Source organism: Marinobacter psychrophilus (assembly GCF_001043175.1).
Taxonomy (GTDB): domain Bacteria; phylum Pseudomonadota; class Gammaproteobacteria; order Pseudomonadales; family Oleiphilaceae; genus Marinobacter; species Marinobacter psychrophilus.
In genome coordinates this window covers 358,021-376,928 of the sequence record NZ_CP011494.1, presented here as the reverse complement: position 1 = coordinate 376,928, position 18,908 = coordinate 358,021, and the positions used below count along the sequence as shown (strand labels likewise).

Annotated in this window: 18 protein-coding genes; 9 read left to right on the top strand and 9 right to left on the bottom strand. The window is 54.6% G+C overall.

From position 1 onward, the window contains the following. The first annotated feature begins 63 nt into the window (after positions 1-63). Positions 64-1,068, top strand: a complete 1,005-nt coding sequence (gene bhcD, locus ABA45_RS01625) for an iminosuccinate reductase BhcD (RefSeq protein WP_048383939.1) — start codon at positions 64-66, stop codon at positions 1,066-1,068. A gap of 12 nt (positions 1,069-1,080) precedes the next feature. Here bhcD and ABA45_RS01620 read toward each other — a convergent pair whose 3' ends face one another. Beyond that, positions 1,081-1,386 carry a hypothetical protein gene (locus ABA45_RS01620; protein WP_053076099.1) on the bottom strand — a complete coding sequence of 102 codons (306 nt, stop codon included), beginning with the start codon at positions 1,384-1,386 and terminating at the stop codon, positions 1,081-1,083. A 191-nt stretch (positions 1,387-1,577) separates the two neighbouring features. On the opposite strand from ABA45_RS01620, the gene ABA45_RS01615 reads away from it, so the two are divergent. Further along, positions 1,578-2,432, top strand: coding sequence for a LysR family transcriptional regulator (locus tag ABA45_RS01615; protein ID WP_198147110.1), 855 nt, complete (start codon positions 1,578-1,580; stop codon positions 2,430-2,432). A 35-nt stretch (positions 2,433-2,467) separates the two neighbouring features. Here ABA45_RS01615 and eutC read toward each other — a convergent pair whose 3' ends face one another. The 5 genes from eutC to ABA45_RS01590 all read right to left on the bottom strand — a co-directional run bounded on the left by eutC (position 2,468) and on the right by ABA45_RS01590 (position 9,055). After that, positions 2,468-3,283 carry an ethanolamine ammonia-lyase subunit EutC gene (eutC, locus tag ABA45_RS01610; RefSeq protein ID WP_048388562.1) on the bottom strand — a complete coding sequence of 272 codons (816 nt, stop codon included), beginning with the start codon at positions 3,281-3,283 and terminating at the stop codon, positions 2,468-2,470. Positions 3,284-3,294: 11 nt separating this feature from the next. Continuing rightward, the gene (locus ABA45_RS01605; protein ID WP_048383933.1) at positions 3,295-4,689 is read right to left on the bottom strand and encodes an ethanolamine ammonia-lyase subunit EutB; all 1,395 of its coding nucleotides are present in this window, start codon (positions 4,687-4,689) and stop codon (positions 3,295-3,297) included. A gap of 193 nt (positions 4,690-4,882) precedes the next feature. Continuing rightward, positions 4,883-6,346: a glycerol kinase gene (locus tag ABA45_RS01600; protein WP_048383932.1), complete on the bottom strand. Its 1,464-nt coding sequence runs from the start codon at positions 6,344-6,346 to the stop codon at positions 4,883-4,885. Continuing rightward, positions 6,343-7,662 carry an NAD(P)/FAD-dependent oxidoreductase gene (locus ABA45_RS01595; protein WP_084708391.1) on the bottom strand — a complete coding sequence of 440 codons (1,320 nt, stop codon included), beginning with the start codon at positions 7,660-7,662 and terminating at the stop codon, positions 6,343-6,345. The genes ABA45_RS01600 and ABA45_RS01595 overlap by 4 nt, the downstream gene beginning before the upstream one ends. Continuing rightward, positions 7,646-9,055 carry an NAD(P)/FAD-dependent oxidoreductase gene (locus ABA45_RS01590; protein WP_048383929.1) on the bottom strand — a complete coding sequence of 470 codons (1,410 nt, stop codon included), beginning with the start codon at positions 9,053-9,055 and terminating at the stop codon, positions 7,646-7,648. The genes ABA45_RS01595 and ABA45_RS01590 overlap by 17 nt, the downstream gene beginning before the upstream one ends. A 186-nt stretch (positions 9,056-9,241) precedes the next feature. Here ABA45_RS01590 and ABA45_RS01585 point away from each other — a divergent pair, with 186 nt between their 5' ends. The 4 genes from ABA45_RS01585 to dctP (ABA45_RS01570) all read left to right on the top strand — a co-directional run bounded on the left by ABA45_RS01585 (position 9,242) and on the right by dctP (ABA45_RS01570) (position 13,059). Beyond that, a complete protein-coding gene (locus ABA45_RS01585; protein ID WP_048383927.1) occupies positions 9,242-9,997 on the top strand; it encodes a DeoR/GlpR family DNA-binding transcription regulator in 756 nt (251 codons plus the stop codon). A 39-nt stretch (positions 9,998-10,036) separates the two neighbouring features. After that, complete coding sequence (locus tag ABA45_RS01580) at positions 10,037-10,564, top strand: TRAP transporter small permease subunit (protein WP_048383925.1); 528 nt, start codon at positions 10,037-10,039, stop codon at positions 10,562-10,564. Then, positions 10,561-11,883: a TRAP transporter large permease gene (locus ABA45_RS01575; protein WP_048383923.1), complete on the top strand. Its 1,323-nt coding sequence runs from the start codon at positions 10,561-10,563 to the stop codon at positions 11,881-11,883. Before ABA45_RS01580 ends, ABA45_RS01575 begins: the two co-directional genes overlap by 4 nt. 63 nt (positions 11,884-11,946) lie before the next feature. Next, on the top strand, positions 11,947-13,059 hold the full coding sequence (gene dctP / locus ABA45_RS01570) for a TRAP transporter substrate-binding protein DctP (protein ID WP_157035515.1): 1,113 nt from the start codon (positions 11,947-11,949) through the stop codon (positions 13,057-13,059). Between the two features lie 220 nt (positions 13,060-13,279). Here the strand turns inward: dctP (ABA45_RS01570) and ABA45_RS01565 are convergent, their stop codons facing one another. Genes ABA45_RS01565 through ABA45_RS01555 form a run of 3 tightly spaced genes read right to left on the bottom strand, consistent with a single transcriptional unit; the run spans position 13,280 to position 15,120 of the window. Then, a complete protein-coding gene (locus ABA45_RS01565) occupies positions 13,280-14,011 on the bottom strand; it encodes an LrgB family protein (protein ID WP_048383921.1) in 732 nt (243 codons plus the stop codon). Beyond that, a complete protein-coding gene (locus tag ABA45_RS01560; RefSeq protein WP_048383919.1) occupies positions 14,004-14,372 on the bottom strand; it encodes a CidA/LrgA family protein in 369 nt (122 codons plus the stop codon). Before ABA45_RS01560 ends, ABA45_RS01565 begins: the two co-directional genes overlap by 8 nt. A gap of 25 nt (positions 14,373-14,397) precedes the next feature. Next, positions 14,398-15,120, bottom strand: coding sequence for an FCD domain-containing protein (locus ABA45_RS01555; RefSeq protein WP_227506098.1), 723 nt, complete (start codon positions 15,118-15,120; stop codon positions 14,398-14,400). A gap of 290 nt (positions 15,121-15,410) precedes the next feature. On the opposite strand from ABA45_RS01555, the gene dctP (ABA45_RS01550) reads away from it, so the two are divergent. The 3 genes from dctP (ABA45_RS01550) to ABA45_RS01540 all read left to right on the top strand — a co-directional run bounded on the left by dctP (ABA45_RS01550) (position 15,411) and on the right by ABA45_RS01540 (position 18,856). Further along, a complete protein-coding gene (dctP, locus tag ABA45_RS01550) occupies positions 15,411-16,526 on the top strand; it encodes a TRAP transporter substrate-binding protein DctP (RefSeq protein ID WP_048383917.1) in 1,116 nt (371 codons plus the stop codon). Between the two features lie 84 nt (positions 16,527-16,610). Then, a complete protein-coding gene (locus ABA45_RS01545) occupies positions 16,611-17,312 on the top strand; it encodes a TRAP transporter small permease subunit (protein ID WP_048383915.1) in 702 nt (233 codons plus the stop codon). Then, entirely contained in the window at positions 17,312-18,856 is a 1,545-nt protein-coding gene (locus tag ABA45_RS01540) for a TRAP transporter large permease (protein WP_048383913.1), read from the top strand. Before ABA45_RS01545 ends, ABA45_RS01540 begins: the two co-directional genes overlap by 1 nt. The last annotated feature ends 52 nt before the right edge of the window (positions 18,857-18,908 follow it).

The following is an 18,908-nucleotide window of genomic DNA, read 5'->3' as shown; positions in this document are numbered from 1 at the left end:
CAGCTTGCGCCAGGCCTCCGAACGCGATTTGGGGGCTGGCTAAAATGACAAAGGAGACTAACGATGGACACTTCATCCGAAGCATTAACTCAACCGCATCAGATTCTGATCGTAAGCGAAGACGCCTGCCAGAAAGTGATTGGCCGCCATGAAGCCTTTCAGGCAGTTGAGTCGGTCTTCTCATCCATGGCCAAGGGGAGCGCCTACAATTTCCCCGTGGTGCGGGAAGCGATCGGACATGCAAATGCACTCTACGGCTTCAAATCTGGTTTCGACCGCGAAGGGTTGGTCTTAGGTGTAAAAGCGGGCGGCTACTGGCCCGGCAATGTCGTTCAGGGGCGGACCAATCATCAATCAATCGTGGCGCTGTTCGACCCGGATACCGGGCAACTCAAGGCTCTGGTAAGTGGAAATTATCTGACCGCCATTCGCACCGCCGCATCGTCCGCGGTCTCGATTGCCCATCTAGCCCGAAAGAACGCCAAAGTGTTAGGCATGATAGGTGCAGGCTTTCAGTCGACCTTCCAGCTTCACGCCGCGCTGGAGCAGCGCGACTTCGAAAAAGTAGTGGCTTGGAACACCCACCCTGAGCACCTGACGCGGCTGGCTGACGTGTGCAGGGAACATAACCTACCCTTCGAAGCTGTGTCCTTACAGGCCCTAGGGTCTCAGTCCGATGTTATTATTACCATCACCTCCGCCTCAGAACCTCTGCTGCAGGCCGCTTGGGTAAAACCCGGCACACACCTCGCTTGCATGGGTACCGATACCAAGGGAAAGCAAGAAATCGATCACCGGATTTTAGCGCAAGCAACGGTCTTCACTGACGAAATCGACCAGTCGATCAGTATCGGTGAAGCCCAGCATGCTGTGACCGCACGGATCTTAAGCGCCGAGCAAATCACACCCATTGGAGAGGTTATTAATGGCTTACACCAAGGACGTCAATCAGAGCAGGAGATCACTTTATTTGACGGCACCGGTGTAGGGCTTCAAGACTTAGCGGTTGCCTCAGCAGCCGCTAGTCTTGCCGAAGTGCGGGGGCTTGCTCAGCGAGTCACGCTGTAGATTGAGTTTGCCTCAAGCGTATTGATAAACACCGCGAGGGTGTTTGCCCGCTTTCATAAAGCGTAAGCTCTCGTTGTCGTGTTCGAGCCCAGAGGCTTGCCGGTTCTGCTCCAAAAAAGCCATCGCATCGGTCCGAAGCGGCAGTTTGAGTGCTACATTGATTTCCCAACGTTTATAACCCAGGTCCGACAGTGTGTCGTCTTTCTCGGCCAACAGCGTCAACGCCATGCGCCGGAACTGTTGGCGCCGGGAAAAGCTACCCACCAAGGTAGCGGTGTGCATTCTAATTGTCTGATCATTCTTGCGGGAGCCTAGCATCGCTATTCGTCCTTGTATGAGTATTTAACCCAAATGAATGGTTGAGGTCTGCAAACGCGCTTACCTCATCGGTTTATGCAAGTATAATGGGGGCTTCTTTGCCTTCAATCAAACGAAAAGAATTTAACTCTGCCTTCAAATACACTTAAGCCAGATGCCCATGCTTTTTTCGGAGATATAATCAGGTGACGATGCCACTGCTCGATAATGAAGTGCTTCGAACGTTTGTCGCGATTGCAGAGTGCGGAACGTTTACTGCTGCGGCAAAAGTCGTGCACCGAACGCCTTCTGCGTTGAGCATGCAAATCAAGCAACTTGAAAAAACTCTGGGCAAAAGTCTGTTTGTTCGCGAGCCGCGTCAGGTTCGGTTGACCAACGACGGTGAGGTATTACTGGCGTATAGCCGTCGGTTATTGCGACTCAACCAGGAGGCGGTAGAGCATTTCATCGCACCCGCGCTGGAAGGCAAGGTGGGTTTTGGTACCTCCGATGATGTGGGTACCCGAATTCTACCCGAGGTACTCGCCCAGTTTGCGCGTTCCTATCCGGCTGTGTTGGTCAATGTTGTTGTCGGTTCAAGCAAGCAGAATCTGACAAAGCTGGATGCGGGAGAACTCGATATGGTGCTGGTGACTGTGTCAGAGCGCGTTAGGGGCATTCGTGGTGAAGTTGTACATGAGGAACCACTGGTTTGGGCAGGCAAAGAGGGTTCATCTGCGCATCTGAGCAGGCCCCTGCCGATTGCGGTGGCTCACGAGGGATGCGCATGGCGCCAGATGACATTACTTGCCCTTGAAAACGCTGGCACGCCATACCGAATTGCCTACACCTGCGAGCACTGCTCCGGTCAGGAAGCTGCGATGCTTGCAGACCTTGCCGTTGCACCTTTCCCTCTGAGCCTTGTGCGGTTACCGCTCAAACAGATTGTCAGCGACGACCTGCCAGAGATAGGCCGTTATCAGCTGGCACTCGTGCGCAGAGGCTCCAACCCCCTCAATAACGCTTTGGCTGCCCACGTAAAAAGTGCCTTTCAGAACTTGCAATGATTTTGCCGGGTCAATAATCAGACGCTCACTAGCACTCAACCAAGTAGAAAGTTCCCGCTCTTGCCGGCACCTGCCAACAGTGGTTCTTCAGCGTCATCCTTTAAGTTTACCCCCGACAACTGACGGCGACAGGCCTCGCGCATCAAATAAAACAGACGATGACGGGCCATCGGATAGCTCAAACCTTCCAAGCGGATATTAGAGATGCAGTTGCGGTAGGCGTCGGTCAGGCCGACCTTGGGTGCGTAGGTAAAGTACAACCCCAGGCTGTCTGGTGAGCTCAGACCCGGTCGCTCACCAATCAGGACAACCACCATACGCGCGCCGAGCCGTTCAGCCACCTCGTCAGCCACGGCTACCCGGCCCTGACTGACAAGGGCGACGGGCGATAAGTTCCAGCCTTCAGCCAAGGCCTGTTCTTCAATGTGCTTCAGCATGGGCATGGCATTGCGATGTACTGCCAGGGCGGAGAGGCCATCGGCCACGACAATAGCCAAATCGTAACCCGCTGGGTTGTCCGCACGATGCTGATTCAGTAACTGAGCAGATTCATCATCCAAACGGCGCCCAAGGTCTGGACGCTGCAGGTAGCTGTGGCGGTCACTGGCGGCGCTGTGTAGCAGCAGACTGTCACGCCCATGCTCGGCAAGTTGAGCGCTGAGCCCTGCGTGATCGAAGGGCAGGTGCACAGCATCACGGGCCTGAGCATGGGCGTACTGGAACTCCAGTTGCGCGGCTGTAGGCATGCTGGTGCCAGCGCGACCCAAAGCGATCCGTGCCGACGTAAGGTTGCGCAGTTGCCGCCAAGGGCTCTGGTTCCTGTTCTGGTTATCAGTGGTCGGTTTGTCCATGACGTGCTCGCTCATTTCAATTGCGCTAGAGCCTTGCGGAAAGCCGGTGGCAGGCTGTTGCCAAAGTGCACTTTTCCATCAGCTTGGGTAAAAATACCCATCTTCGCCAGCCATTCTTCGAATTCTGGCGCGGGTTTCAGGCCCAAGGTCTGGCGTGCATAGAGGGCGTCGTGGAAGGACGTTGTCTGGTAGTTGAGCATGATGTCATCAGAGCCAGGAATGCCCATAATGAAGTTGATTCCGGCTACGCCTAACAGAGTCAACAGAGTGTCCATATCATCCTGATCGGCCTCGGCATGGTTGGTATAGCAAATATCGCAACCCATAGGCACACCCAGCAATTTTCCGCAGAAGTGGTCTTCAAGGCCTGCGCGGATGATCTGCTTACCGTTGTAAAGATATTCCGGGCCGATGAAGCCGACCACGGTGTTAACTAAAAACGGGTTGAAATGCCTGGCAACGGCATAAGCTCGGGCTTCGCAGGTCTGCTGGTCCAGACCGTGGTGGGCGTTGGCCGATAACGCACTGCCCTGGCCAGTTTCGAAGTACATGAGGTTTCGCCCAAGCGTGCCGCGGTTTAATGACAGCCCCGCCTCGTAACCTTCCTGCAAAATGTTCAGACTCACACCGAAACTTGCGTTTGCGGCCTCGGTGCCAGCAATCGATTGAAACACAAGGTCCAATGGCACGCCGCGGTTGATCACTTCGATGGAAGTGGTAACGTGAGCCAGCACGCAGGCCTGGGTGGGAATTTCGTAACGCTGAATCACCGCATTGAGCATTTCCAGCATGGCGCAGATTGAAGAGGTGCTGTCAGTGGCCGGGTTGATCCCTATCATCGCATCGCCGTTACCATAAAGCAGACCGTCAAGAATGCTTGCCGCAATCCCTGCCGGATCGTCGGTGGGATGATTGGGCTGCAAGCGTGTCGAGAGCCGACCACGCAGGCCAACAGTGCTGCGGAACTGGGTCACTACGCAGATTTTCTGCGCTACCAGGATCAGGTCTTGCACGCGCATGATCTTCGATACAGCAGCGGCCATCTCCGGCGTCAGGCCCGGAGTCAGGGCACGCAGACTTTTCTCATCAGCGGCTTCGCTGAGTAGCCAGTCGCGAAAGCCTCCCACTGTCATGTGGCTGACAGTAGAAAATGCGGCTTTGTCGTGTGTATCGATGATAAGTCGGGTAACTTCATCGGTTTCGTAGGGAACCAGTGCTTCGTGCAAAAAGCGCTTCAGCTCAATGTCTGCCAGCGCCATTTGTGCCGCAACTCGTTCGCCATCGTTTACTGCCGCAACACCCGCCAGAAAATCTCCAGAGCGAGCTGGACTGGCCTTGGCCATAACCTCTTTAAGGTCGTCGAAGCGGTAAGTCATGACACCGACAGTATGGGAAAAACTTGCCATATCAGCCTCTGTTGCAAATAGGAAGGGGTGCTGATTGGTAGTTACGCATCAGAATGCCACCTTCTTTAACTGATTTTCAAGGCGGTTGCCGATCTCAGGGGCTTGCCCCTGAATACGCTTATTCGACAAACCGGTGAGCAATTCCCTAATCCTTTCGACTTTCCCATGAACCGATCCTGGAGGCAAGAGTAGGTCATTTCGAAATTATCGAGGTGGGTTTCCGGGCCGATCCCGCGAACGCTGCAGTAGCCGTGCGGGCCGCAGTGAACAATTCCTGAAGCGAAGCGCAAGACTCGCCCGGGGTGATAACTTGCTGCCGAGCCACGTAGCCTGAATCTATTCCGGTGGCTTCAGCGGCCAGGGTTGCAGTGCCTATAGCGGTCAGCTCTGGCTCAGACGATAACGACAGTTCCCGCTGCAGCACATTCGATAAAAACTGCACGAAAAAAGCATTCTCGGTCATCCGGCCATCAAGTGAAATTTTTCCGGTGACGGGTTGGTTGCGCTCAAGAGCCAGAAACACTTCCGCGGTGCGAAAAGCAACACCCTCCAGAACGGCCTGCACCATATCAGTCGCCGTTGTATGCAGCGACAGCCCCATCCAGCTCCCCCTGGCACTTCTATCCCAATGTGGACAGGCGAGACCAGAAAGAGCAGGCACGAACACCAGCCCTTTGGAGGCTGCCGAACTTGTATATGTGACCGCCAGCTCCGAGAAATCCTTGAACAGCCCCAAACCGCGGCACCAGTTCAGCGCCGAGGCTGCCGAATACACACCGCCCTCCAACGCAAAGACTGGCGGCTCTCCGGATTTCTGCCAGCCAACGGTCTGCGTTGCTTCGTTGCTGAGTTGACTACCGTCAAAGCGGTTGATTCCGAGCAAAAAAGCACCTGTCCCAAAGGTCATTTTGAGGTCGCCCGGACGACGACAGCCGTGGCCATAAAGGGATGCCTGCTGATCAACCAGGCTCGCGGTGAGAGTCACCTGCTTTGCGCCACACCTAATCAGGCCCAGATCGCCGGAGCTCGGGCCGATGACCGGCAGTGCGTCTAGAGGCACGCCAAAAAGACGGCACAACTCCGGGTCCCAGTTCAAGGTCTCGAGATTCATCAGCGCCGTTCTTGATGCGGTCGTCACGTCTGTTTCGAAGCGCCCGGTCAGCCGATCCCGAAAAAAAGCATCTGTTGTGCCCATCCGCAGGTGGCCGTGTTTGTGCAAACGCCGAACTTGCGGCAGCTCGGCAAGCATCCAGCCCAGTTTTGATGCCGAAAAATAGGCATCGAGCGGCAAACCGCTTTTCTGCCGCACCATTGCCTCGGCGCCTTGCAGTTTAAGCGCTTCGATTGCCGGCTCGGTGCGAGCGTCTTGCCAGACAATAACCGGGGTGACGGCTTCCCCGGTTCTGGCATCCCAGGCAAGACAGCTCTCACCCTGGTTGTCCAGCCCCAGGGCGGCGAGATCAACGCATTCTCCGGCAGCGGCGCAGCAATCCTCTAATATCGCCATGAGTTCCCGCGGATCGTGTTCAACCCACCCGGGCTTTGGATAGAACTGCTGGTGTTCGCGGCTCAGAAGCAGTCTGGACTGGCCATCGCTTCCGAGCGCAATCGCACGGGTACTCGTGGTGCCCTGATCAATGGCGACGATTGTGGTCATCTGTCACTCTCGACCAGTTCGAACGTCGCTGTGCCGGAAGGTGAACGTGGCAGTACCGTCAGCGGCACCCGGATTCGGCGCTCCGGCACCGTGGAAAGTGATTTAACGGTTTTACGAGTTCCATTAATCGAGAGACACAAACGACCCTGTGCCTTGTGAGAGACGCGAAACTGAAAACTGTCCAGCGCGGGCGGCACATCGGTCGGAACTATTCGCTGCGGCACCACGTATTTGAGCGACCTGCCCGCCAGTTCAACCGCGATGCCTGTGGCTGGGCTGGGCAGCTTACCCTGCAGACTTTGGGCAATCGCATGGCCTACGGCTTTGCCTTCCTGCCAGCTCCAGCCTGCCGTTTCGACCGGCCGAAGCAGATTGCCTGCCGCAAAAAAATCAGGGTCGGAGCAGCGTCCAAACTGATCGACCACCGGGCCGCCGGTATGACGGTCAAGCTCGATGTGACTCCTGGCCAGAATCGCTGATTCCGGCCGAAAATGGCCGCTGACAATTACGCCGTCTGCGTTGAGTCGCTCGATATCGCCGTTAGGCCTGCGAATTGTGACTCCGCTAACGGTACTTTCACCTTCGATGGTGAGCAATTCAGTTTTTAACAGTAGCGGGATACCGAGGATCCTGGGCAGCCACCTTGCCGGCCAGAAAGCCGTCGTTGAAGCGCCCGGCTCAATCATGGCGACAGGCCGAATACCAAGATGCCTGCAGGTCAGCAAGGCTGAAAAAGACACCAGTTCCGTGCCAAGAACCACGGGTGCACGGAACGGGTTGATGCCCTCAAGATGAACCAGGCCCTGCAGGGCGCCGGTAGAAACGACGCCGCCGGGTTTGGTGCCACCAATGAAGCGGGCTGCTCTGGAGGTTTCACGCGCGCCGGTCGCGATTAGCACCCGCCGCGCATGAACAACCCTGACGCCCGCATCGCTGGTCACCGTTAACACCGGGCCAATAGTTAGCGACTGAATGCTTACGCCGGTGTGAATTCTGACACCGGCCGCCAAAGCTGCCACAACCAGCCGCCGAGCATAGGCCGGCCCACGCAGCAGCCGGGAAAACTCCCGCAGCCCATAAGGATAGTGATCGCAGTGCCGCGGAATACCCCCGGCGACAGGCTCTCTGTCGAGCACAACAACCGACTGTACGCCGCAGCGCCTGAGTTCAGTCGCAGCCGACAGGCCGGCAGGTCCGGCACCAATGATCACCACATCGGCCTTGTTCTCTGGCCCATACATTCCAGAAAGCTCGTCGCCGCGCGTCGGCCCTTGGGCGGACAGTTGTTCAGTTGGCTGTTCAGTTAGCCCCGACATGAGACCTCACTGTGCTGCCTGCAGCATCGAAATACGGCTGGGTCATCTTGGCAAGCTCGGCTGAGCAGTAGAACCCCTGACACCGGCCCATTGTTGCCCGTGTCCTGCGTTTGAGCCCGCCGATCGAGCGCACCGCAAGCGGCCCCTCAAGCGCCTCGGTGATTTCGCGCCGAGTGACCAGTTCACAATGGCAGACGATGCCCTGGTTTCCCTCACACTGCCAGTCACGCGGGTAGTTCTCGGCAATATTACTGACCTTGGGCCAATGGATAGTTGCCGGTGGCTGAAACGCTTCACCCGATTCGAGATACCGCTGGTAAATAAGTTTTGCAGTGCCAAGCGCTGAGCTCAGCCCGGTAGACCGTATGCCGCCAACAGTGATGTAGTTGAGTCCTTCGTGCGCATGAATCTGATAATCCTTGAACTCGGTGGCCGGGCGCAGCCCCGCATAAACGGCGGTCACATCATGGTCGGCCAACGCCGGAAGAATTTCTTCACCGCGCTGCCGCAACGCGGTCATTGCTGTTTCCGAAAGGGCCGCATTAACGCGATCGTCCTGAGCCTCCGCCGTAGGGCCAACAAGCAGGTTGCCGTAGGCTGTCCTGCAGATCACCACGCCTTTTGTGACGTCATTCGGCACCGGCAGAAGAATATGCTTTACCAATGCCGATGCAGGCTTGTCATAAACAATAAACTGACCTTTTCTTGGCTTGATGGAGAACCGAGTGCTGCCCGTCAGTTTCTGATCAATAATATCGCCATACAGGCCAGCGGCATTGATCACCGTCGTGGCTGAGATCTGTCCCTGAACCGTGTCGAGTTTCCAGCGAACACCGTCGAAGCAACCGCCTTTCACCTCACAATTCCGCTTAATAACAGCGCCGTTAGCCAGACCCTGCAATAGATAACCGTAAGGCGCAGACCAAGGATCTATGACGTACTCACGAGGAACGATAAAACTCGCCTTGGCGTGTTCTGCAAGTTCCGGCTCAAGTTCATGGGTTTGCCCAGCGCTCAGTAACTGAACGTCTTCCACACCATTTTCGCGTGCGCGCTCCATCAGCATTGGCAGGCGCTGTTCCTCACTCTCTGTCCAGGCAATGACCAGAGCTCCTGATTTGATCAGTGGCAAGCCCAGACGTTCGTGGATTTTGAGGTATTCAGCATGGCCCGCTGCAACGCATGAGGCCTCTATGGAGCCGGGTGGTGCATCAAATCCGGTGTGCAGGATTGCGCTGTTGGCTTTAGAGGCGCCATCGAGTATGTCGGGGGCTTTCTCGATGACGACCACCCGCGCGCCCTCGAGAGTGAACTGCCTGGCGATCGCACAACCAATAACACCCGCGCCGATGACAGCAATATCAAACTGAGAACTCCGGTGATCAGTGCTCATTGCACCTCCAGTTTTCAATCCGTAACGATATTTCTTTGCACTATGGTCGAACTTATTGCACGTTTATGGTCATTCAGTCAACTTTATGCCCATGTAATGACCACTTGATCGTTTATACGTTACTATTTTGTTGACATGAATATTTATCAGTGTATTTACTAACATCGTATCAGGGGAATTAATTCTTTGAAGCCAAGACAGCGACAGCAAATTATTCAGGAACTGATCATTGCGCGGGGAGAGGCGAGTGTCGACAAGCTCGCAGAGCACTTTGGCGTTTCTGCCGAAACAATACGCAGAGATCTTGGGGCTTTGGACACATTGGGTGTCATCAAAAAGATTCACGGCGGCGCAGCGCGGGTCAGATTGCACTCTGAGAAGAGTTTTCACGAGCGCATGTCGGAGCGCACCGCCGAAAAACGTGTCATCGCGGAAAAAGTAGCCAAACTGATTGAGCCGAACGAGACCGTGTTTCTGGATACCGGGTCAAGCACTCTAATCTGCGCCGAGGAGCTAGGTGCGATCGAAGGTCTTACCGTGATCACTAATTCGGTGATGATTGCTCAAGCCAGTGGTGCGAGCTCAAGAGGTGCGAAAACCTTTCTGCTTGGAGGCTGTTTTGGAGCCGACAACTCAGAGACGGTCGGCCCTCTGGTTATAGAGCAGATACAACGTTTTCAAGCGGATACCGCGGTCATTACCGTCGCGGCTTTTGATACCGAAATCGGTGCCATGGACTCTGATTTTGATGAGGCCCAGGTTGCAAGAGCAATGATCAGCCGCGCAAGGCGCACCATCGTGCTGGCGGACTCCAGCAAACTCGGGCGAATAGCGGCATTTAATGTCGCGAAAACCGAAGACATCGACATACTTGTTAGTGGCAGTGACGTCGGATCCGGCTTCGCTGCAGCCATAAAAACAAAGGGGATCGAATTCCGGTGACCGGAATTCCAACTGGCACTGCATTGCAAGGAGGATGATATGGGTGGTCATTGGCTGTTAAACGCGGTTCGGTTTCACGTTCGGGTTGTCGATCGCGTTTCAGATTTCATCGGGCTTATTGCGATGTATCTCATTTTCGCCATGGTCGCTATCTTGCTACTCGATGCTGTCACCCGCAACATCATCGAAATTCCACTTCACTGGTGTATCGAAGCGGCGCAATTCACGCTGGCTGCCTACTACTTCATGGGTGGCGCGATGACGTTGAAAAACAACGATCACGTTCGGATGGACTTATTCTACGAAGGCCTCTCAGCCAAAGGCAAAGCAAAGCTCGACCTAGTTACCATAACATGCCTCATATTTTACCTTGCCGTTCTTCTAATTGGTTCAATGTCCAGTCTCGAATACGCCATCGATACCAACGAAACCCGCTTCTCTATGTGGAATCCTTCAATGATTCCAATTAAGACCCTCATGGTCGGTTGCATCGTGCTGATGTTGCTGCAGAGCGTCTCGCTCATCTTCAAACACGTCGCCACGATTTGGGAGTTCGAACTTAAATGAGCTATGAGCTGATTGCACTCCTGATGTTCGCTTCCATGATGGTGCTGCTCATGACCGGGCAGCGCGTATTCGCCGCAATCGGCTTCGTAGCCGCAGCCGCAGGTTTGTTGCTCTATGGTGACGGTGCCATTGAAATGCCGTTCACTGCAGCCTTCAAGCTTTTCAATTGGTTCCCGATGCTGACGTTGCCGCTGTTCATTTACATGGGCTACGTTATGTCGGAATCAGGTATCGCTGAGGACCTGTACCGGATGCTTCACGTCTGGTGCGGGCGAATGCCCGGCGGTCTGGCGATTGGAACAATCTTCCTCATGGTGATTATTTCGGCCATGAACGGACTCTCTGTTGCGGGTATGGCCATCGGTGCAACCATCGCGCTGCCGGAGATGTTGCGCAGAGGTTACGACAAAATCCTGATTACGGGCGTCGTTCAGGGCGGATCGTCTCTCGGCATATTGGTTCCGCCCAGCGTTGTGATGGTGCTATACGGCATGATCGCAAGAGAGCCGGTGAGCCAACTGTGGCTTGCCGGAGTCATACCGGGCCTGATGATGGCCACGATGTTTGTTATCTATGTTGTTGTCCGCTGCAAAATCAATCCCGCGCTGGCTCCAGTGGTTTCTGATGAAGAGCTAGACATGCCCCTGCGTGAAAAACTCGCCCTGCTGCGCGCCGGTATCATTCCGTTCTTGATCTTTTTCTCCATGACCGGGCTGTTCGTACTTGGCTATATCAGCCTGGTAGAAAGTTCGGCGGTAGGAGCGACAGCGGCAACTCTGGCGGCCGCCTTCAAACGTAGGCTCAGCTTTAAGGTCATCCATGAAATCTCGCGTAAGACGCTGGCTATTTCGTGCATGTTTCTCTGGCTCATCTTGGCTGCTTTGGCATTCGGAGCGGTTTTCGACGGCCTCGGCGCGGTGCGTGCAATCGAGTCACTGTTCATCACTCGCTGGGATCTGTCGCCATGGGAAATCATTATCATGATGCAGGTCAGCTTTATCATCATGGGAATGTTTCTGGACGATACCGCCATGCTCGTGATCGTGGCACCGCTCTACATACCTTTAGTCGATTTATTGGGTTTCGATCTGATCTGGTTTGGCGTGCTGTACACGATGACCTGCCAGATCGCATACATCACACCGCCTTTCGGCTACAACCTGTTTCTAATGAGGGCGATGGCCCCGAAAGAAATCGGTCTACTCGACATTTATCGATCGATCTGGCCCTTTGTGGCGATGATGGTGATCACCGTCGTGATCGTGATGATTTTCCCACAGGTAGCACTGTGGTTACCGGAACTGGTGCGCGGAGGCTGAAGCAGGCTGGCGCCAGATTAAAGCAATGACCGTACTTCGACCGTTCACAGGAGTCACATGAAAATGGCTAAACCGACAGAAAAATCATCAGTAGATCAGAGTCCGTCGAACCAGAGCCCACCGGACAAGATACTTTCGTCACGCCGCAAATTTATAAAAACCGCTGGAATTGGTGGCGCCGCCATCGCAACAGGTATCGGTGCCCCTTACGTCAATGCCCAGCCAAAGCCCATCAAGTGGAGATTACAGACCTATTCAGGAGCGCCACTAGGTGCGCACGTCATCAAACCCCAGATAGACGCATTCAACGAAGCGGCGAATGGCGAGATGGAAATCGAGCTCTACTATGCCGACCAACTCGTGCCAACGGCGGAACTGTTTCGAGCCATGCAACGTGGCACGATCGATGCTGTTCAGTCTGACGACGCTACCATGGCCTCGCCCGTCGACATCTCTGTTTTCGGCGGCTATTTTCCATTCAACAGTCGCTTTAGCCTAGATATGGCAGCCATGTTCAAGTATCACGGGCTTAATGAGATCTGGGAAGAAGCCTACGGCGAGGTCGACAACGTCACCTGGCTCTCTGCTGGAGCCTGGGATCCGCTACACATCTTTAGCAAGGAGCCAATTCGGTCGCTCGCCGACATGAAAGGCAAACGCGTTTTTGGCGTACCAACAGCGGGTAAGTTCCTGTCACAGTACGGATTGATTCCGGTGACGGTGCCCTGGGATGACGTTGAAGTAGCACTGCAGACAGGCGAGCTTGATGGCGTTGCCTGGTGCGGTTTCACAGAGGCCTATGAAGTTGGCTGGGCAGACGTTTGCAACTACGCACTCACCAATTCGATAACCGGTGCCTGGTGTGGTTCTTACTTTGCCAACACTGAAAGCTGGAATAAGGTGCCACCACATTTACAGGCACTCTTCCGGTCCACAATCGACCAGTCACACTATTACCGCAACGTATGGTACTGGGCGGGAGAAGCAAGACTCCGTGTAGAAGGCGGGAAGCTTGAGCTCACGTCCCTGCCCAAAGAAGAGTGGGAAAAAGTGACCGGCGACGCCGAAGTATTCTGGGACAAAATAGCCGACACCAGCCCGCGCGCGGGTCGAGTCGTGCAGATTTTCAAGGACTACTCGGCTCTTATGCAAAAAGCGGGCTACCCGTACCGCTGATCGGTCATTGTTTACGGTTCCGTTCCAACGAACACAAAAAGCCCCCGGGTCTTTCGCCCCGGGGGCTTTGCCCTTTAGACGGCTCCGACTGCTTTGTGGAGCACTTTTTCAACGTGGTGCTTTTTGTGTAAGAACCGAAAGATAAAACCGTGTAGAAAACTCAGTGACAGCAGCAGCGCTAAGAGATTGATGAAGCCTATTATCATAATGACGTATCCAGTCAGCCAAGCACACCAGTAATACTCAACAGCCACGGCAGAAAAACCGAGTAAAGAAAAGCCGACAGCGCCATCGCAAGACCAGAGAATGCTCCCATTTGGGCGCTTACCTGAAAAGCCCGCGCGGTGCCAATACCGTGAGACGTCATGCCCATAGCAATACCTTTCACACTGTCGTCTCGAATACCTATTAAGTCGAATAGCTTAGAGCCGATAACGGCGCCAATAATACCGGTAACCACCACCAAAGCCGCTGTTAGCGAAGGCAGGCCTCCGATCTGTTCCGATATCGCCATACCCACCGGTGCCGTTACCGACTTAGGGGCCAGCGACAACTGGGTTTCAAGGCTGGCGCCCAGCAGTCGGGCAACGGCCACCGAGCTGAACGCACCAACGACCACCCCGGTTACCAGCGCCACGGTGACCGGCAGCCAGACCTGTTTCAGCTTGTTGAATTGCTGGTATAGAGGAATCGCCAGCGCCACGGTGGCGGGGCCCAGCAGGAAGTGAACGAACTGGGCGCCATCAAAATAATCATCGTAGGACGTGTCCGTCGCCAGCAGAAACAGGATGAGTGCCGTAACCGACGTGACCACCGGGTTCAGCAAAGGGTTGGAATCCGAGCGAATGTAAAGGCGGTGCGCCAGGCTGTAGGCCACCAAGGTCATGGTCAAGCCCAACAGAGGTGACGCAGACAGATAAACCCATATCCTGTTCAAGTCTGGTTCAATCATGGTTCGGTTCTCGCCTGGCCGTCAGCCGGGTGACCCACTGCATCACCAGAGCGGTGACTGCCATAGTGATAATGGTGCTGAGTAGCAGGGTGACACTGATTGGCAACCACTCGTTGCCAAGGCGGTTGAAGTGAACAATAAGCCCCACCCCGGCTGGCACGAACAGCAGAGAAAGGTGGCCCAGAAGGGCAGTACACGCAGGTTCAACGGCCTTGGCCATCTGACCCCGTATCATCAACGTTATAAACAGCATGACCATGCCCATCACCGGGCCGGGCACCGGCAACCCCAGCAACCGGACACTTACTTCGCCGGCCAGCTGGTAGATCAGTAGCAGAGTGATTCCATTAATTAACTGCATTAAATGTCATCCAGGAATATCAGAATTAACGAGCGGTGGGTGGCGTGATAGAAGACCGGATCAAACCATTCTCCTTCATTTCAATGGCTCTGAGCGCTTCGGCAACATGAGCCACATGCGCCATAGCGGCTTTTTGGGCCCACTTGGCTTGCCGGCTGATGACCGAATGGTAGATCTGGCGGTGATGTTTGTCGATCTGCTGCTTGAATGCATCCCGGTGGCTAAGATTGGCCACCGACGCCTGCACCGAGCTCAACATAAGGTCTTTCAAGCTGTTGAGCACGTGAATCAGCACCGGGTTATGGCAAGCGTTCACAATGGCCCGATGAAAGGCATGATCAAGGTCTGCATTGGTGAGCGGGTCGGCTTTCTCCATTGCGTCGAAGGCTTTGGTAATTTGATACTGGTCTTTTGCTGTAGCGCGCTCTGCCGCCAGATACGCGGCCTTCCCCTCCAGTTCCTGTCGTACCTCGAACAGATCATAAAGGGTGCGGGAATGCTGCATGAACATCTGCATCAAGGGGCTGTCCCCCTCGGGCTCAGGCACCATGTGCGACACGAAGGAACCTTTACCATGCTGTGTTCGAATGATGCCGCTACCCTGAAGCTCATGAAGGGCTTCCCGAACGATGGCGCGAGAAACCCCAAAGCGGCTTGCCAACTGCCGTTCGGAGGGAATCATTTGCCCCGGCGCAAGACTGCCGTCGAGAACCAATTGTTCAAGGCGGTGCGCAACTGCCCGCGACATGGGAATGGGTTTTTCCTGCATCACTCAAATTAACTGGTCGGACCAGTTCTCCATGAAAAACGTGTAGGTTAGCGAATAACGCATCTATCAAGGAATATGGCTGATGCCTGCATGCCTGTCTATAAAAACTGGTCTGACCAGTAAGCAAAAACTGGACTTGAATGCCATTTCGAACGATAAATAGGATGTAAGTCACCTTGTAAAGTGCTGTGCCCTCACATAATTGGATCGGCACTCGTCCTACAGAGTGGTTCCAACAACAACAAAATCCTGCATCTGGAGTTTCTAAGATGACTGACATCACCTCTAAGATCGAGAACAAAGGCTCGGCGCGCCGCCGTGGCTTCCTGAGAACCCTCGCAGTGTCCGCCGCCGTAAGTGTAACAATGCTGGCCAGCAGTGTTCAGGCAGCGACTACCTGGAAAATCCAGTCCGTTTGGGACGCTGGCACGGTCGGTTACGACCTGTTTAAAGAATGGTGTGACGGCATGGAAGAGAAAACGGGCGGTGAACTCAAGTTCACTTGTTTCCCTGCCAAAGCGGTTGCAGCCGACAATAATGGCCTGTTCGACGCCGTGCGTAACGGCGTATTGCAGGGCATGAACCCGTTTACTCTGTATTGGTCGGGCAAAATTCCAGCGTCGGTATTCCTGTCGTCGTATCCGGCCGGCCCCGATCAGCCACACCAGTGGGACACCATGTTCTATTCCCTGGGCATGCTGGAAAAAACCCGTGAAATTTATAAGAAATTTGGCCTTTTTTATGTCGGACCGATTCAGCACGACGCCAACATCATTCACTCCAAGGAGCCGATTAACAGTCTTGCCGATCTGAAAGGCCTGAAAATGCGCCTGCCCGGCGGCATGGTGGCAGAAGTGTTTGCTGAATTCGGTGTGGCGGCAGTCAGCCTGCCCGGCTCAGACATCTTCCCGGCGCTGGAGAAAGGCACCATTGACGCCGCTGACTATGTAGGGCCAGCAGTAAATTGGGAACTGGGTTTTTCTCAGGTCACCAAGTACATCCTTATGGGGCCTCCCGGGGTTATGTCAGTCTACCAGCCGGTTGATCTGATGGACCTGACCGTTAACCTGCGGGCTTGGAACGCACTGGATCCCAAGCTGCAGCAAATGGTGGAAGACGAAGTTCGTATCTATTCCCAGAAACACTACCTGGCCATCCAAAAGCGCAACATCGAGGCGATGGAAAAGTTCAAGGCAGCGGGTACCACCGTCACCCGCCTGAGCCAGGAAGACCTGCAGGAATTCCGTCGTGCCGCGATCCCGGTTTGGTATCGTTGGGCTGACAAGAACGAAGACGCCCGCGAAATCTTCGACATGCAGCTCAATTACATGATGAACGACACCGTTGGTTACATCACTGAGGAAGACATCAAGGGCATGAAGTAACACTCTTAGCGTCCAATCCAGGGAGAGCATGTGCTCTCCCTTTTTTCAATTACAACATCTGGTTATAGCCAGAGGTAGTTCATTATGTCTGACCTGGAAGGCTTTGGCTTTGTAATGCCCCATTGGCTGTATTGGGGCTGGCTTGCGTTTATGCCACTTATAATGATTGCACTGGGTAGCTGGCGCGATACCGACTCACAACCCGCAGCAGGACCGGAGATTCCGGTTGGAGGGGAACTCCAGGAACATCCTTCCGCATCTGCCTACCGGCCCTCAGACGAGAGCCTGCTCACTCGATCCATAGATTGGATGAGTGACAAAACCGGTCTGTTCATTTCTTTCTGGACCGTTAACGCGGTGTGCTTCTATTTCTTCGAAGTTGTCATGCGCTACATTTTCAATACCCCGACCATCTGGGTGCATGAGGCCAGTTATCTGCTACTGGGCATGCAATACCTTCTAGCGGGCGGCTTTGCCCTGTTGCATGGTTCCCATGTGCGGGTAGACGTGGTCTACAACTACTTGCCCATGCGCGGCCGAGTGGGTATGGATATTTTCACATCCATGTTCTTCTTCATGTTTGCGTTGGTGCTGGTATTAACCTCCTGGACCTACTTCAGCAACTCTTACACCATGGGCGAAACCACCGTTGAAACCTGGGGTATCCAGTATTGGCCGGTCAAGGGCGTGATGCTGCTAGGCTCGGTGCTGATTCTACTGGCCGGTATTTCAAAACTGCTGAAAGACATTTCAGTCTTCATTCGTCTTGGCCGGGAGGCATCTTAATGTCCACTCAAGCTGCCAACGCCAACCCCGCGCCAAAGAATCCTCTTATCGGTAAGCTGGGCACCTGGCTGATGATCCTGGCGACTGTCGGGATCGGCTTTGTTATTTGTATTGAAATGATCAACATCCTGTTTTTCGACCCATACAGTGATGAATTTTTTCTGTTCCGCCTTGCCGGGAGCCTGGCCAGCGTTGAAATCGGGCCACTGACTTATTTAATGTTTGGATCGCTGATGGTTGCCCTGATGATGGGCCTGCCGCTGGCGTTTGTAACCGGCGGCCTAGGCGTGATGTTTGTGTATCTGGTGGGCGACACGGCAATGCTTAACATTGTGCCAAGCCGTATCTTTCCGATGATGACCAACTCTGACCTGGCGGCCATTCCTCTGTTCATCTTTATGGCCTCTATGCTGGAACGAGCCGGGCTGATCGAGGAAATGTTCAGTGTGGTCTATAAATGGATGGGCGGCCTGAGTGGCGGCCTTGCGGTAGCCACTATTTTGGCCTCTACCATTCTGGCTGCGATGGTCGGTGTTATCGGTGCCGCGGTGGTTACCATGGGCATCATTGCTTTGCCTGCCATGCTAAAACGCGGTTACGATCAGAAGATCGCACTGGGTTCAATCATGGCTGGCGGTACGCTGGGCATTCTGATACCGCCTTCAATCCTGGCCATTCTCTATGCCGTGGTCGCTCAGCAATCCGTAGGCGAACTCTACTTAGGCTCGATCATACCGGGCTTAATGCTGGCAACGACCTACATCGTCTATGTACTGGTCCGTAGCTGGCTTAACCCAAAACTGGGGCCCCCGGTGCCGTTGGAAGAGCGGGTGTCTACCCTTGAGAAACTGCGCCTTCTGAAAAGCCTGATTGCGCCGCTGGTGCTGGTATTTCTGGTGCTGGGCCTATTGTTTGGCGGTGTGGCAACACCGGTGGAAGCTGCGGGTATTGGCTCATTCGGCGCCATGATTGTGGCCTGGAAACACGGCGCACTGTCTATTGCTGCGCTGCGGGATGCGTCTGTTACCACCACCAAAGCCTCTGCCATGGTGCTATGGATCATGTTTGGCGCCTCGGTATTTGTAGGCTTCTACATCCTGCAAGGTGGCCAGGTGTTTATCACTGAAACCATTCTTGGCATTGGCCTGTCTCCGTATGCTGTATTGTTCCTGTTGATGCTGCTGTTGGTGGTTCTGGGCATGTTCCTGGACTGGGTGGGTATACTTTTGCTGGCCGTGCCGATCTTTATTCCGATTGTTGAAGCACTGACGTTCGACGGTCTGTTCGGCTTCCCGGGCATCGACAGCTCAGACGTGGTGCTCTGGTTCGGGGTGTTATATCTGGTGAATATGCAGATGTCGTTCCTGAGTCCGCCCTTTGGGTATGCGCTCTTCTATATCCGCGGGGTGTGCCCCCCGGAAATCTCGATGGCAACCATCTTCCGGTCGGCACTGGTGTTCCTGGGGCTGCAGGCACTGGGTCTGTTCCTGTGTGTAGTCTTCCCGGCCATTGTGACCTATCTGCCGAACCTGGTGTACGGCTGACGGCTGGCACCTGAGAAAACCAAGGCCGCTAGACAGCGGCCAACTTAACCGC

Excerpts from the sequence above, each read along its gene's own strand:
- ABA45_RS01575 (WP_048383923.1), top strand. The coding sequence starts at position 10,561 with ATGAGCTATGAGCTGATTGCACTCCTGATGTTCGCTTCCATGATGGTG.
- ABA45_RS01605 (WP_048383933.1), bottom strand. The coding sequence starts at position 4,689 with ATGGCAAGTTTTTCCCATACTGTCGGTGTCATGACTTACCGCTTCGAC.
- bhcD (WP_048383939.1), top strand. The coding sequence starts at position 64 with ATGGACACTTCATCCGAAGCATTAACTCAACCGCATCAGATTCTGATC.
- ABA45_RS01560 (WP_048383919.1), bottom strand. The coding sequence starts at position 14,372 with ATGCAGTTAATTAATGGAATCACTCTGCTACTGATCTACCAGCTGGCC.
- dctP (WP_157035515.1), top strand. The coding sequence starts at position 11,947 with ATGGCTAAACCGACAGAAAAATCATCAGTAGATCAGAGTCCGTCGAAC.
- dctP (WP_048383917.1), top strand. The coding sequence starts at position 15,411 with ATGACTGACATCACCTCTAAGATCGAGAACAAAGGCTCGGCGCGCCGC.
- ABA45_RS01565 (WP_048383921.1), bottom strand. The coding sequence starts at position 14,011 with ATGATTGAACCAGACTTGAACAGGATATGGGTTTATCTGTCTGCGTCA.
- ABA45_RS01555 (WP_227506098.1), bottom strand. The coding sequence starts at position 15,120 with ATGTCGCGGGCAGTTGCGCACCGCCTTGAACAATTGGTTCTCGACGGC.
- eutC (WP_048388562.1), bottom strand. The coding sequence starts at position 3,283 with ATGGACAAACCGACCACTGATAACCAGAACAGGAACCAGAGCCCTTGG.
- ABA45_RS01580 (WP_048383925.1), top strand. The coding sequence starts at position 10,037 with ATGGGTGGTCATTGGCTGTTAAACGCGGTTCGGTTTCACGTTCGGGTT.
- ABA45_RS01615 (WP_198147110.1), top strand. The coding sequence starts at position 1,578 with ATGCCACTGCTCGATAATGAAGTGCTTCGAACGTTTGTCGCGATTGCA.
- ABA45_RS01590 (WP_048383929.1), bottom strand. The coding sequence starts at position 9,055 with ATGAGCACTGATCACCGGAGTTCTCAGTTTGATATTGCTGTCATCGGC.
- ABA45_RS01620 (WP_053076099.1), bottom strand. The coding sequence starts at position 1,386 with ATGCTAGGCTCCCGCAAGAATGATCAGACAATTAGAATGCACACCGCT.
- ABA45_RS01540 (WP_048383913.1), top strand. The coding sequence starts at position 17,312 with ATGTCCACTCAAGCTGCCAACGCCAACCCCGCGCCAAAGAATCCTCTT.
- ABA45_RS01545 (WP_048383915.1), top strand. The coding sequence starts at position 16,611 with ATGTCTGACCTGGAAGGCTTTGGCTTTGTAATGCCCCATTGGCTGTAT.
- ABA45_RS01595 (WP_084708391.1), bottom strand. The coding sequence starts at position 7,662 with ATGTCGGGGCTAACTGAACAGCCAACTGAACAACTGTCCGCCCAAGGG.
- ABA45_RS01600 (WP_048383932.1), bottom strand. The coding sequence starts at position 6,346 with ATGACCACAATCGTCGCCATTGATCAGGGCACCACGAGTACCCGTGCG.